General features: G+C 67.9%; 12 protein-coding genes and 1 tRNA gene. 6 read left to right on the top strand and 7 right to left on the bottom strand.

The genetic code is table 11. The annotated features are described in order from the left end of the window. Position 1 precedes the first annotated feature (1 nt). The 4 genes from AB7F93_RS07160 to AB7F93_RS07145 all read left to right on the top strand — a co-directional run bounded on the left by AB7F93_RS07160 (position 2) and on the right by AB7F93_RS07145 (position 2601). Complete coding sequence (locus tag AB7F93_RS07160; protein ID WP_428302204.1) at positions 2-613, top strand: LON peptidase substrate-binding domain-containing protein; 612 nt, start codon at positions 2-4, stop codon at positions 611-613. A gap of 136 nt (positions 614-749) precedes the next feature. After that, positions 750-1955, top strand: a complete 1206-nt coding sequence (locus tag AB7F93_RS07155) for a Fic family protein (protein WP_428302203.1) — start codon at positions 750-752, stop codon at positions 1953-1955. A gap of 107 nt (positions 1956-2062) precedes the next feature. After that, the gene (locus tag AB7F93_RS07150) at positions 2063-2281 is read left to right on the top strand and encodes an antitoxin MazE family protein (protein ID WP_428302202.1); all 219 of its coding nucleotides are present in this window, start codon (positions 2063-2065) and stop codon (positions 2279-2281) included. Further along, a complete protein-coding gene (locus AB7F93_RS07145) occupies positions 2278-2601 on the top strand; it encodes a type II toxin-antitoxin system PemK/MazF family toxin (protein ID WP_428302201.1) in 324 nt (107 codons plus the stop codon). The genes AB7F93_RS07150 and AB7F93_RS07145 overlap by 4 nt, the downstream gene beginning before the upstream one ends. A 77-nt stretch (positions 2602-2678) precedes the next feature. On the opposite strand, the gene AB7F93_RS07140 is transcribed toward AB7F93_RS07145, so the two are convergent. The 6 genes from AB7F93_RS07140 to gloA all read right to left on the bottom strand — a co-directional run bounded on the left by AB7F93_RS07140 (position 2679) and on the right by gloA (position 7250). Next, positions 2679-3323, bottom strand: a complete 645-nt coding sequence (locus tag AB7F93_RS07140; protein ID WP_428302200.1) for a type IIL restriction-modification enzyme MmeI — start codon at positions 3321-3323, stop codon at positions 2679-2681. A gap of 171 nt (positions 3324-3494) precedes the next feature. Continuing rightward, positions 3495-4010: a hypothetical protein gene (locus AB7F93_RS07135; RefSeq protein ID WP_428302199.1), complete on the bottom strand. Its 516-nt coding sequence runs from the start codon at positions 4008-4010 to the stop codon at positions 3495-3497. Continuing rightward, positions 4010-4690, bottom strand: coding sequence for a GNAT family N-acetyltransferase (locus AB7F93_RS07130; protein WP_428302198.1), 681 nt, complete (start codon positions 4688-4690; stop codon positions 4010-4012). The genes AB7F93_RS07135 and AB7F93_RS07130 overlap by 1 nt, the downstream gene beginning before the upstream one ends. A 95-nt stretch (positions 4691-4785) precedes the next feature. Next, positions 4786-5604: a 2,3,4,5-tetrahydropyridine-2,6-dicarboxylate N-succinyltransferase gene (dapD, locus tag AB7F93_RS07125; RefSeq protein WP_428302197.1), complete on the bottom strand. Its 819-nt coding sequence runs from the start codon at positions 5602-5604 to the stop codon at positions 4786-4788. 41 nt (positions 5605-5645) lie between these two features. After that, the gene (gene dapC / locus AB7F93_RS07120) at positions 5646-6836 is read right to left on the bottom strand and encodes a succinyldiaminopimelate transaminase (RefSeq protein WP_428302196.1); all 1191 of its coding nucleotides are present in this window, start codon (positions 6834-6836) and stop codon (positions 5646-5648) included. A gap of 6 nt (positions 6837-6842) precedes the next feature. Further along, positions 6843-7250 carry a lactoylglutathione lyase gene (gene gloA, locus AB7F93_RS07115; RefSeq protein WP_428302195.1) on the bottom strand — a complete coding sequence of 136 codons (408 nt, stop codon included), beginning with the start codon at positions 7248-7250 and terminating at the stop codon, positions 6843-6845. 153 nt (positions 7251-7403) lie between these two features. Here gloA and AB7F93_RS07110 point away from each other — a divergent pair. Continuing rightward, positions 7404-7479: transfer RNA gene (locus AB7F93_RS07110), tRNA-Phe, on the top strand. Between the two features lie 134 nt (positions 7480-7613). Continuing rightward, positions 7614-9200 (top strand): Fic family protein, encoded by a 1587-nt coding sequence (locus AB7F93_RS07105; protein WP_428302261.1) that lies wholly within the window; start codon positions 7614-7616, stop codon positions 9198-9200. On the opposite strand, the gene AB7F93_RS07100 is transcribed toward AB7F93_RS07105, so the two are convergent. After that, positions 9201-12032, bottom strand: a complete 2832-nt coding sequence (locus AB7F93_RS07100) for a class I SAM-dependent DNA methyltransferase (protein ID WP_428302194.1) — start codon at positions 12030-12032, stop codon at positions 9201-9203. It abuts the gene before it with no gap. Between the last annotated feature and the right edge of the window lie 55 nt (positions 12033-12087).

The raw sequence follows: 12087 nt of genomic DNA, 5'->3' as shown, positions 1-12087 counted from the left end.
CATGCCGGAACTGCAAACCTTCACGCTGCCCGTGTTCCCGCTCGGCAGCGTGCTGTACCCGGGCGGGCTGCTGCCGCTGCGCATCTTCGAGCCGCGGTATCTGGCCATGGTGCGCGAGTGCGTGCGCGAGAAGCGCGGCTTCGCCGTGTGCCTGATCAGCGAGGGCCGCGAGACCGGCCAGGCGGCGCGCTTTCACCCGGTCGGCACGCTCGCGCAGATCGAGGACCACGACCAGGACGCCGCCGGCATGGTGCACATTACCGTGCGCGGCGAGCAGCGCGTGCAGGTGGTAACGAGCCGCGTGCGCACCGACCAGCTGATCGTCGGCGACGCCGTGCGGGTGGAGGCCGAGCCCGTCACCGGCCTTGCCGAGCGTCACCGGCCGCTCGTCGACCTGCTGCGGCAGGCCATGGAGGAATACGACCCCGACTTCGGCCGCGCCGAAGAACTCATGGACGCCTCCTGGGTCGGCTTTCGTCTCGCGGAACTGCTGCCGCTGCCGCCCGCCCGCCGGCAGTGGCTGCTCGAAGTCACCAACCCCACGCTGCGGCTCGAAGCGCTCGCGCAGTTCATCGACGAGCTGCGCATCGGGGACGAGATGCGCAAGCGGTGACCGGCGGCGTGTTCGGCGTCACGCCGCCGAGCACAGCGCCTGCTGCCGGACAATCTGCCGGACATTTACTCGCCAAACAGTCCAGCCTATATTCCCGTAACCTTTTGCTATATAGAGAGTTTAAAGGCATAACCGGGTGGACATTCTCGCGGACATTTTCGGTGGCGTTAGCGACCCCGAGACGCTCACCCGGCGGGTGGAGACGGACCGCTTCGGCCCGTTCACGTTTCGTCTGGGTCTGGACTTGCCCGCACTGGCCCTGCCGCTGGTGCGGGTGCAGGACGCCCAGCGGCGTTTTGCCGGCTCGCCGCTGGCGCAGGTCGCCAACCGGCTGGAGCCCGAAGTGCTGGTGGAGTCGGTGCACGGCACCAACACCATCGAAGGTGGTGACCTGACACCCGACGAAACGCGCGAGGTGCTGGCCCTGCCGCCGGAGCAGCTCACCGCCGAGCGGCAGCGGCGCGTGCGCAACGTCCGCGACGCGCATGCCCTGGCCACCGCCACGGCGGCCGACCCGGCCTGGCGCCTCGATGGCGACTTTCTGCGCGCCGTGCACGTAGCTGTCTGCCGCGACCTGTCGGAAGACGACTACCGGCCGGGCCTGCTGCGGGACAACCCGCGCAACCTCGTTACTCGCGTCGGCGACGCCGCACACGGCGGCGTCTACAAACCACCCCAATATGGGCGCGACATTGAGCGTCTGCTGGACGCGCTGGTCGGCTGGCACAACACGCTGGTGGACGCCGGTGTGCCGGCTGTTGTCCGGGCGCCGCTGGTGCATCTGTACTTCGAGCGCATCCACCCGTTCTGGGACGGCAACGGCCGGGTCGGGCGCGTCATTGAAGCCACTCTGCTGCTGCAAGCCGGCTTTCGCTACGCCCCATTCGCGCTGTGGCGCTATTACCTCGACCACGTCGACGACTACTTCAGCCTGTTCAACACCAGCCGCAAGGCCGACGAGGCGGGCAACGCGCATCCAAACCAGGCCTTCGTGGCATTTCACCTGGAAGGCATGCGCCAGACGCTCGGCGCGCTGCACGACCGGGTCAATGAGTTGGTCACATTGCTGCTGTTTGACGCACAGTTGGTCACGGCGCTGGAAACCGATCGGATCAATCCACGCCAGTACACCATCATGCGTTTGCTGGTGGACAACGGCGAAGCGACGCCGCTGTCCGCGCTGCGCCAGCACGCAACCTACCTGGCGCTGTATCGCAACAAAACTGACAAGACCCGGCAGCGCGACCTGCGCCGCCTGCGCGAGCAAGGCTGGCTGCGTGTGGACGACAAGGGCCTGGTCTGGCCGGGGTTCATCAAGGGCGCCGACGACGGCGCGATTTAGCACGCAGGGCCGGTCCTGGCCGGCCCGACGGGTACGGGCTGCATCGGGCTTGACTGAGTCCAAGCTTGGGGTATCGTTTCATGAAACGCTCAAAGAGGGGCACAGCCATGGACCCATCGACTGATCGAGTGAAGCGGCACCGCGACAGCCTGCGCGCCGCCGGCATGCGGCCGGTCCAGATCTGGGTTCCCGATACGCGCAGCGCCAATTTTCAACGCGAGTGCGAACGCCAGGCGGCGCGTGTCGCGCAGTCCGACGCTGCTGACCGGGAACTTCACGGTTTACTCGACGCCGCGTTGGAGGACATCGACGGCTGGCAACCGTGAGGCGGGGCGACTTCGTCACCGTAGCCCTGCAGGGCGACTTCGGCAAACCACGGCCGGCCCTGGTCGTACAGGCCGACCATTTCGCGAACCTCACGACGATCACCGTACTGCCGGTTACCAGCACCTTGGTCGACGCGCCATTGCTGCGTCTGCCCGTCGAGCCCGATGCGCATAACAACCTGGCCCGCCCGTCGCAGGTGATGATCGACAAGCTGGTCACGCTGCGACGCGAGCGGGTCGGCGAACCGTTCGGTCGCGCTGGTGATGAGCTGATGCTGAGCGTGAATCGCGCGCTCGCGGTGTTTCTCGGGATTGCCTGAAGGTGCGGCTACTCCCCGCCCACGCATCCCACGGCCGTCAGCGCCTCAATCCCGCAGCAACGCGTTAATCCCTATCTTCAGTCAAGCCGCGCGAGTTCCAGCAGCGTGGCGACGTCGGCGGTTTGCAGCGGCAGCATGTCGTCGCCGTCGAAAAGACCGCCGTTGAACCAGTCGATGATGTCGGCGCCGAACGGCCCGCCCTGACGCATGGCGCCGAACAACTGGCCGAGCAGCGCGGGCAGGTGCTGCGGGTTCTTGTGGCCGCTTTCCAGCAGGCGCTCGGGGTCGGTGAACAGCCACTTCAGAATCTGCCGCACCTGCGGGTCGGCCAGATCGTCCAGCGCGACGACGTGCGTCTCCTGCACGGCGTTGGTAAACGCGGTGTGGATGCGGATGGTGTCGAGGTCGCACACCACCAGCAGCGGCGGCGATTCCAGCGCCAGCGCATAGAGCTGCAACTGGCGCAGCGCCGTGTCGAGGTTGGCGTGCTTGCCCTTGTATTCCCAGCCGAAGTGGCCGCGCTTCCACACGTCCGCCCAGCCGCGCCCGGCGCCGGTGCGCTGCGCGCCGCGCTCGAAGGCGTACCAGTCGCCGGCGGGGTCGGCCTCGTTGGGCGTGGGTTCCCCGAGCAGCCGGCACAGGTCGATGAAGTGCTCCTGGGCGGCGGCGCGTTCCTTGGTCTGAACGTCGCGCCACTTCCTGATAAACGCTTCCGGAGTCACGTTGCTGTTTTCCCTGCCCGGCGATGGGCGCGGAGTTTACGGCGCGGGGTGGGCAGCGTCGGCGGCGGACCGGCGCTGATCAGAGGGCGACGAAAGTCACGTTGAATCAGCCGCGCGAGCTGGGTGGTCGGGTGGACGCACTTGTTGAACATGCTCAAAGACGGTGTCGGTTCAGATTTTTCGTGTCAAAAAATCGTCGCCGAACGGCCCGTCCGGGCCGAATCGTTTAAAAAAATCGCGACTGAAGCCGCGTGGCTCCTTGCGAATCCACTCCCTGTGAATGAGGCCCTCGTCCTGGATTACTGGATACCACGTGTCCTGCAGGCTCCGATCGACAAGACAGCGGTCAGCGATCGTTTCCAGGAAATTCCATATCATTCTGGCGTAGGTGTCATATTCCCGTTGCTGATTTGTTGCTAGCTGGGGGTTCCTGTATATCGATTCCGGTTGTCGCAAGTATGGGCGGTCAAGGGCCATTTTCAGGAGTTCCAGATACATGCCGTCCAGCTCGGTGTAGTTGATGTTGTTCACCGACTTGCGGAAGCTGCGGGCGGCATGCCACAACGCCAGAATCGGCACAGCGGCGCCGATCACCGCGGCCGAGGTAGCCGGTTCCGAGGAGAGCAGGCACCAAAAGTCCCCGCCAAGGTCGCGCAGCCATTCAAACGCCGTCAAGGCATATTCCATCACCCCTCCGTCGATCCAATCAGTTGCAATGGGTCTCCAAGGCGGGCAATCATCTGCTCAATGCGCGGGTCTGCCGGAGACCGGCCATAGACGGTGACGTAGATCGTGCGCAGCCAGCGTTCCAGCGTGGCGCGGCGAATCACCGCGCCATCCGGGGGCGGCAGGATCAGCAAATCCATTAGTGGTGGCGCATGGCCCGTATCGAGCGGCAGCACGTAATCCAGGCCCTCGATCCGCAGACAGCCCAGGCGTTGATAGAACGCCTGCCGGCGACGGCGGATTTCCCGATCCGCCGTCGCCTCTCGATCTGAATCCACCTCCAGCAGCATGGCGACGTCGCCGCGACCGTTGCGGGCCATCTCAACGGCATGAAGAAACAGTGTCGAGCCGATGCCGCCACCGCGAAAGGACGCGTGAACGGCCATGTATTCCAGCAGGCAGAACGTGTCGTTTTCCGGCACGAAGGTCACGCTGTATCCGGTGAGGCGACCATCCAGCAGCAGCAGCAACACCTGATAGTCCGGTCGAGCCACCAGAGCCTGCATCGCGGGCCTGGATTTTCTCTCGCTTGCCGGCATGGACGACCAGTAGAGCGCGAAAAACTCATCGAAGGCCGCCGCGTCGTTGGCGCCGAGTCTGCGGAAGGTCAGTTCCCGGGGCGGATGGGTGGCGGTCACCATGGCGCCTCAATCAATGTTCAATCCGTTCTTCCCCAGCACGCCGCGGCAACTCGCACCATAAGTTGAGCGCCGACAGGGTCGGCACATGCGTTGCCTCAGTCCCGCAGCAGCGCGTTGATGCCCACCTTGGCGCGCGTTTGCAGGTCCACGCGCTTCACGATCACGGCGCAGTAGAGGCTGTGGCTGCCGTCGGCGGCGGGCAGGTTGCCCGGCACCACCACGGAGCCGGCCGGCACGCGGCCGTAGGTGATCTCGCCGGTTTCCCGGTTGTAGATCTTGGTGCTCTGGCTGATGAACACGCCCATCGACAGCACGGCGCCGCGCTCCACCACCACGCCTTCGACGACTTCCGAGCGGGCGCCGATGAAGCAGTCGTCCTCGATGACGGTCGGGGACGCCTGCAGCGGCTCCAGCACGCCGCCGATGCCGACGCCGCCCGACAGGTGCACGTTCTTGCCGATCTGCGCGCACGAGCCGACCGTGGCCCAAGTGTCGACCATCGTGCCGCTGTCGACGAAGGCGCCGATGTTCACGTAGCTCGGCATCAGCACCACGCCGGGGGCGATGTAGGCGCCGCGGCGCACGGTGGCGGGCGGCACCACGCGCGCGCCCTGGGCGGCGAATTCGGCCTGGCCGAAGTGCGCGAACTTGGTCGGCACCTTGTCGAAGAACGGCTGGTAGCCGCCTTCGATCACGCTGTTGTCGGCGATACGAAACGACAGCAGCACGGCCTTCTTGAGCCACTCGTTCACCTGCCAGCCGGCGGCGGTGGGCTGCGCCACACGCGCTTGTCCGGCATCCAGCAGCGCCAGCGCCTGCTCCACCGCATCGCGCACGCTGGCGCTGACGTTGGCGGGGGTGATTTCGGCGCGCGCCTCGAAGGCGGCTTCGATGGTGTCGATCAGGTTCTGCATTGGAAAGGGATTCCTTCGAGATACAAAAAAACGGATGAGCTTCAGGCCGCCAGCGCCTGGGCGAGCCGCGCTGTGGCCTGCGCGCAGTCGGCCTCGTCGGCCACCAGCGCCAGACGCACGTGGCCCGCGCCGGGATTCTGGCCCGCGTCGGCGCGGGCGAGGTAGCTGCCGGGCAGCACGCGCAGGTTGAATTCACCGTACAGGCGGCGGGTGAAGGCGAGGTCGTCGCCGCCCGGCACCGGCAGCCACAGGCAAAAGCCGCCCTGGGGCAGCGCGACGCGCCCGCCGAGTGCCGCCACCGCCGCGGCGAGCTTGCGCCGGTACAGCGCGCGGCTGTCGGCCACGTGCGCCTCGTCCGCCCAGGCGGCGGCGCTTGCCGCCTGCACGTACTGCGGCAGCGCGCAGCCGTGGTAGGTGCGGTACAGGCCAAAGCGCTCGATGAGCCGCGCGTCGCCGGCCACGAAGCCCGAGCGCAGCCCCGGCACGCTGGAGCGCTTCGACAGGCTCTGGAACACGAGGCACCGGTCGAAGCCATCCAGCCCCAGCGCCCGGCAGGCGGCGAGGATGCCGACCGGCGGCGCCGCATCGTCCGGATAAATCTCGGAATAGCACTCGTCGGACGCGATGACGAAGTCGTGCCGCTGCGCAAGCTCGATGAGCTGCGTGAACTGCGGCAGCGCCAGCACGCGCCCGGTCGGGTTGTGCGGCGAGCAGATGTACAGCAGTTGCACCTTGCGCCACACGCTGTCCGGCACGGCAGCGAAGTCCGGCGCGTAGTCGGCATCCGCGGCGCAGGGGATGTACAGCGGCGCGGCACCGGCCAGCAGCGCCGCGCCCTCGTAGATTTGGTAGAACGGGTTCGGCATTGCCACGCGCGCGCCGGGCGCGCGGTCCACCACGCACTGCGCGATGGCGAACAGCGCCTCGCGCGTGCCGCTGACCGGCAGCACGTGCCGCGCCGGATCGACGGCACCGGCCGGCAGGCCGTGCCGGCGGGTGAGCCAGGCGGCGATCGACGCGCGCAGTGCGTCGGAACCGGCCGTTTTCGGGTACCGGCCGAGGCCGTCGAGATTGGCGATCAGCGTGTCGCGGATGAAGGCCGGCGGCGCGTGGCGCGGCTCGCCGATGGATAGATCAATCGGCGCCAGGCCGGGCGCGGGCGGTACGTCCGCCAGCAGACCCCGCAGGCGCTCGAACGGGTACGGTTGCAGGGCGGCGAAACCGGGATTCACGGCGGTTCAGGCGTGCTTCTGGATCAGCTCGACCCGGTACCCGTCCGGGTCTTCGGCAAACGCGATCACCGTCGTGCCGTGCTGCATGGGCCCGGCCTCGCGCACCACCCGGCCGCCGCGCGCCTTGATGGCGTCGCACATGGCGTAGGCATCGTCCACCTCGACCGCCACGTGGCCGAAGCCGTTGCCGAGCTCATACGCTGGCGTGTCCCAGTTGTGCGTCAGCTCGATCAGCGGGGTTCTCGCCGCCGCCGGGCTCGCCGCGGCGTCGTCCTCGTACCCGACAAACGCCAGCGTGAAGCGCCCACCCGGAAAGTCGCTGCGCGACACGAGCTTCATGCCGAGCACGTCGGTGTAGAACGCAATCGAGCGATCCAGATCGCCCACTCGCAGCATGGTGTGCAGGATGCGCATGTCAGTTCCCGGGGGGGTGCGGCGGCGCGGCATCGGCCGCAAACAGGGGCGGGATGGTAGCGCGCCTTGACGCGCCGCCAAGCCGCCGCATCTAATACGCACCCCGCGCGCCCGGTGCCCCGGCACCACCCACGACGCGCGGGCGTCACGCCCGGCCAGGTAGCTCAGTCGGTAGAGCAGTGGACTGAAAATCCACGTGTCGGTGGTTCGATTCCGCCCCTGGCCACCATTTCAACGCATTGAAGCCACATCGCTCAGGGCGCTTTGCTGCCCCGCTTGAATCGATATTGGTCGCGCGTATTAATTTCTAATCATTTCTGCGCGCCTATAATCGATTCGGTGCAGCCCGACGCGGAAAACGTGATGGCCGATCTGCCCGCCGATCCCATTGGCGCCGCGTGGTTGGCGCGTGCCTTCGCGGTTGAACCGCTGGCCCGCTTGCCGGTGCTGAGCCGGGTCGGTGGTCGGCGGGCGACCGTCGTCCAGGACGGCCATCGGCTCGAAACCTATCCCGCAGCAATGCGTCCGGCCGCGGAGCCCGCCGCGCACCTGCAGTTCCATCTGCGGCACGAGGTGCCGCACCTCGAATCCCTGGCCCGCCTGTTCGCGCGTTCCGGGCCGGCCTTCGTCCAGGCCTGGGTAGCGGCCGAGCCGACCGGGCAATACGCCCGCCGGGCCGCGTTCCTCTACGAGTGGCTGACCGACGACACGTTGCAGGTGCCCGATGCCCTGGGCGGCAACTATGTCGACGCGATCGACGACGCCCGGCAGGTCGCCGCCTCGCCGGGCCGGGCGGTCAAGGTGCGGCGCTGGCGGGTGAACGACAACCTGCCCGGGACGCGCCACTTTTGCCCGACCTTGGTCAGGACCGACGCGGTCGTGCAGGCCGCTGCGCTCGACCTGCCGCGGCTGTTCGCCGAATTGACCGCCGAGTTCGGCGCGGACCTCCTGCTGCGGGCCGCGGTGTGGCTGACGCTGCGCGAGAGCCGGGCGAGCTTCGCCATCGAGGGGGAGGCCGACCAGGCCAGTCGCATCCAGCGTTTCGCGGACGTGATGGCGCGGCGCACCGGGCAGGGTGCGCTGCCACTCACGGACGCCGCGCTGGCGCCGTTGCAGCGGGACATCCTGGGTGACAGAACCACGCTGGCGCGGTTCGGCATCCGCCAGTCACCCGTTTTCGTCGGGCAGACGGTGCGGTTCCAGAACCACGTGCATTACGTGGCGCCACCGGCCGCGGATGTACCGGCCATGCTGCACGGCCTGCAGGTATTCCTGGAGCGCACGCAGGGTCAGTCGGCCGTGCTGCGTGCCGCGGTGGCGGCGTTCGGCTCCGTCTACATCCATCCGCTCGCGGACGGCAACGGCCGCATGCACCGTTTTCTCATCAACGACCTGCTGCGGCGCGATGGCGCCATTCCCGAGCCGGTCATCCTGCCCGTGTCGGCGGCCATCACCGAGGATGCCGCGGAACGGCGGGCCTACGACCAGGTGCTGGACGCCGTGTCCGGGCCGCTGATGGCGCACCTGCGGGACCGGGTGGCCTTCAACCCCGCCACTGCCACCTATGCAGATGGCGTGACCTCGAATTTCGAGTTCACCGGCGACGACCTCGCTCGGCCCGTGTGGCGCTACCCCGACCTTGGGCCGCACGTGGTCTTCGTGTCCCGCATCCTGACGCGCACGCTCCGGGAGCAGATGCGGGCCGAATCGCGCTACCTGCAGTGGCACGTGCGGGCGCGGGCGGCGCTGAAGGAAATCGTCGAGATGCCGGACCAGCAGGCTGATCGGGTGCTGCGATCGATCGAGCAGAACCAGGGCGAACTCAGCCACGCGATGGCGAAGGAAATACCCCTGCTGCGGGATCCCGAGGTCTGGGCGGCCGTCGTGGCGGCGGTAAGCCGCCTGCAGCCCAACGACGCGCCGATTCCGCCGCGTGAGCGGCTGCCGTAGCTACAGGTTGCGGCCGGCGCGGCTGAGGTTCAGCGCCAGCAGGCGCGCGAGCACGTCAGCGTCGTCGAGGTCGGCCGGCCAGCCGTAGGCGGCGGCGACGGCGGCATCCAGCGCGCGGTGGGCGTTGGCGAGCCACGCCGGGCGGGCGTTGTAGAGGTTGGTGAGGGTGCGTTTTTTCAGTTCCGCTTCGAAGCCCGGCCGCGGCAGGATGCGGTCCGGATAGCCCGGCACCACTTCCGGCTCGCGCTGGGTCCACTGGGGCGGGTTCAGCCACGTGTCGCGCAGGCGCGTGAGTTCCTGCGCGGCGGCGGCGATGGCCGCGGCGTGCGGGTTCGCGTAGTCGGCCGGGGCGAGGTTCGGCGTCAGGCCGTCCGGGAAGGGGAAGGTTTCGAAGCAGGTGGTGGGGGTGTAGCGCGGGCGGTCTTCCAGACTCGTGCCCATGCGCAGCGCCCACAGTTCGTGAAAGCGCGAGTGCAGGATGCCGAAGGTGACGTCGTCGTCGCGGGCGATGGCGATGAGCATTTTGTCCGGCAGGATCAACGCATCCATCCAGACGAATGTGCGGTGCTTGGCTACGTGTGGCGTTGCGATGTAGCGCGTCAAGACCGCTAGCGCCCTGCGCATTTCAGGGCGCGGCCGACCATGCCTCCACCAGTTGATTCGTACGACCGTGTCGCCGTTTGTCTCTCGCTCTGGCTTGACGTGCTCTATCACATACTGAAACGGCGCCTCGTATAGCGCGGCTGCTGCTTCAGGCATGGCGGTGCCGAAATCGATAATCCAGCCATCACGCGGCCGGCGTGTGACGTCCAAGCCGTTCCAACTCAGCTTGAGCACATCCGAATTGGGACGACCATTGGGGTTGGGCAATGGCAGCCATCGCCGGGCCAGTTCGCCGGGAATATCAAAAGCGCCAATTTTCTGCGAGCCCTGAAAACTCGTGTCTGCGTTCTCAACGAGCGGCTTGGCTTGAGTCAGGTCGAGCCCTGCACCGGACGTAAGGTCAGCGTGGATCGTCGCTGCCGGTGCACCGTCAAGCATTACGCCATCGGCGTGGCCGCCGAAGCACACCAGACTTACCCGCACGGCGGCGCCTTCGTTCACCCACGGTTCATCGGACCAGGCGTTGAAGATGGGCGTGTCGGCCAGCACGCGCTCCAGTACCTTGCGGTTGGCGCCGCCGCGAATCGAATTGGTGGCGACCAGGCCGGCCGCGCGCGCCTGCCCGGCGGCGATCTGCGCCCGCGCCTTCTCGAACCAGTAGGTGACAAGGTCAGCGCCATCGGGCACGCGGCCTTTGTAGACAGCCGATAGGCGGGCGAAATAGTCATCGCCAAGCTCGCGACGCTTCTTGCTGCCACCAAGAAACGGCGGGTTGCCGACGATGGCGTCCGCCGGCGGCCAGTCGGCCTCGCTGCCGTCCGCGTTCAGCAGGGCGTCGCGCTGCTGGATGGTGTCGAGCGGTTTCAGGATGGGGCTGCGCGACAGGCTCAGGCCGTGCGCCAGCATCCACTGGATTTCGCCGATCCAGACGGTGACGCGGGCGAGCTCGGCGGCGTAGGGGTTGAGTTCAATGCCGCGCACGCACTCCGGGCCGACGCGCGGGAACTCGCGCGCGAGACCCAGCGCCTCGCCCTCCACGATGGCGCGGTGTTCGACGTCCTTCAGCGCCCGCAGCGCGAGGTACAGAAAGTTGCCGGAGCCGCAGGCCGGGTCCAGCACGCGGTAGGCGGTGAGCCGCTCCAGGTACCCGCGCAGCGTCTGCTGGGCGTCGGTGCGCAGCTTGGCGGCGGCGGACTTTTGGGCCGCGTCGGCCTTTTGCATGAGCGCGGCGATGCGATCGCGCACTTGCGCCCACTCCCGCAGCAGCGGCTGCACGATGACCGGGTCCACCAGCCGCAGGATGGACTCCGGGTCCGTGTAGTGGGCGCCGAGCTGGGCGCGCTTGTCGGGGTCGAGACCGCGCTCGAACAGCGTGCCGAAGATGGCCGGCTCCACCTGCGACCAGTCAAGCCGCGCGAGTTCCAGCAGCGTGGCGACGTCCGCGGCTTGCAGCGGCACCACCTCGTCGCCGTCGAACAGGCCGCCGTTGAACCAGTCGATGATGTCGGCGCCGAACGGCCCGCCCTGACGCATGGCGCCGAACAACTGGCCGAGCAGCGCGGGCAGGTGCTGCGGGTTCTTGTGGCCGCTTTCCAGCAGGCGCTGCAGGAGCGCCCGCGGCAGCAGATCGGCATCTTCCGCAAACAGGCAGAACAGCAGCTTGTTCAGGAAATGCGCCACGGCGTGCGGCTCGTGCCCGCGTGCGCGCAGCGTGGCGGCCAGCGTGCCCAGGCGTGCCGCGGCGCGCTCGGTGATGTCGCTGCGCGTGCGGCCGGGGCGCAGGCGCTCGGGGTCGGTGAACAGCCACTTCAGAACCTGCCGCGCCTGCGGGTCGGCCAGATCGTCCAGCGCGACGACGTGCGTTTCCTGCACGGCGTTGGTAAACGCGGTGTGGATGCGGATGGTGTCAAGGTCGCACACCACCAGCAGCGGCGGCGATTCCAGCGCCAGCGCATAGAGCTGCAACTGGCGCAGCGCCGTGTCGAGGTTGGCGTGCTTGCCCTTGTACTCCCAGCCGAAGTGGCCGCGCTTCCACACGTCCGCCCAGCCGCGCCCGGCGCCGGTGCGCTGCGCGCCGCGCTCGAAGGCGTACCAGTCGCCGGCCGGGTCGGCCTCGTTGGGGGTCGGTTCGCCGAGCAGCCGGCACAGGTCGATGAAGTGCTCCTGGGCGGCGGCGCGTTCCTTGGTCTGGACGTGGCGCCACTTCCTGATGAAGGCTTCCGGAGTCACGTTGTTGTTTTCCCTGGCCGGCGATGGGCGGGGAGTTTACGGCCGGGTGCGCAGC

This window comes from Immundisolibacter sp., from assembly GCF_050250495.1.
Taxonomy (GTDB): domain Bacteria; phylum Pseudomonadota; class Gammaproteobacteria; order Immundisolibacterales; family Immundisolibacteraceae; genus Immundisolibacter.
This window is presented reverse-complemented; position numbering and strand designations above follow the sequence as displayed.

Excerpts from the sequence above, each read along its gene's own strand:
- AB7F93_RS07160 (WP_428302204.1), top strand. The coding sequence starts at position 2 with ATGCCGGAACTGCAAACCTTCACGCTGCCCGTGTTCCCGCTCGGCAGC.
- AB7F93_RS07150 (WP_428302202.1), top strand. The coding sequence starts at position 2,063 with ATGGACCCATCGACTGATCGAGTGAAGCGGCACCGCGACAGCCTGCGC.
- AB7F93_RS07135 (WP_428302199.1), bottom strand. The coding sequence starts at position 4,010 with ATGGAATATGCCTTGACGGCGTTTGAATGGCTGCGCGACCTTGGCGGG.
- AB7F93_RS07130 (WP_428302198.1), bottom strand. The coding sequence starts at position 4,690 with ATGGTGACCGCCACCCATCCGCCCCGGGAACTGACCTTCCGCAGACTC.
- dapD (WP_428302197.1), bottom strand. The coding sequence starts at position 5,604 with ATGCAGAACCTGATCGACACCATCGAAGCCGCCTTCGAGGCGCGCGCC.
- gloA (WP_428302195.1), bottom strand. The coding sequence starts at position 7,250 with ATGCGCATCCTGCACACCATGCTGCGAGTGGGCGATCTGGATCGCTCG.
- AB7F93_RS07105 (WP_428302261.1), top strand. The coding sequence starts at position 7,614 with ATGGCCGATCTGCCCGCCGATCCCATTGGCGCCGCGTGGTTGGCGCGT.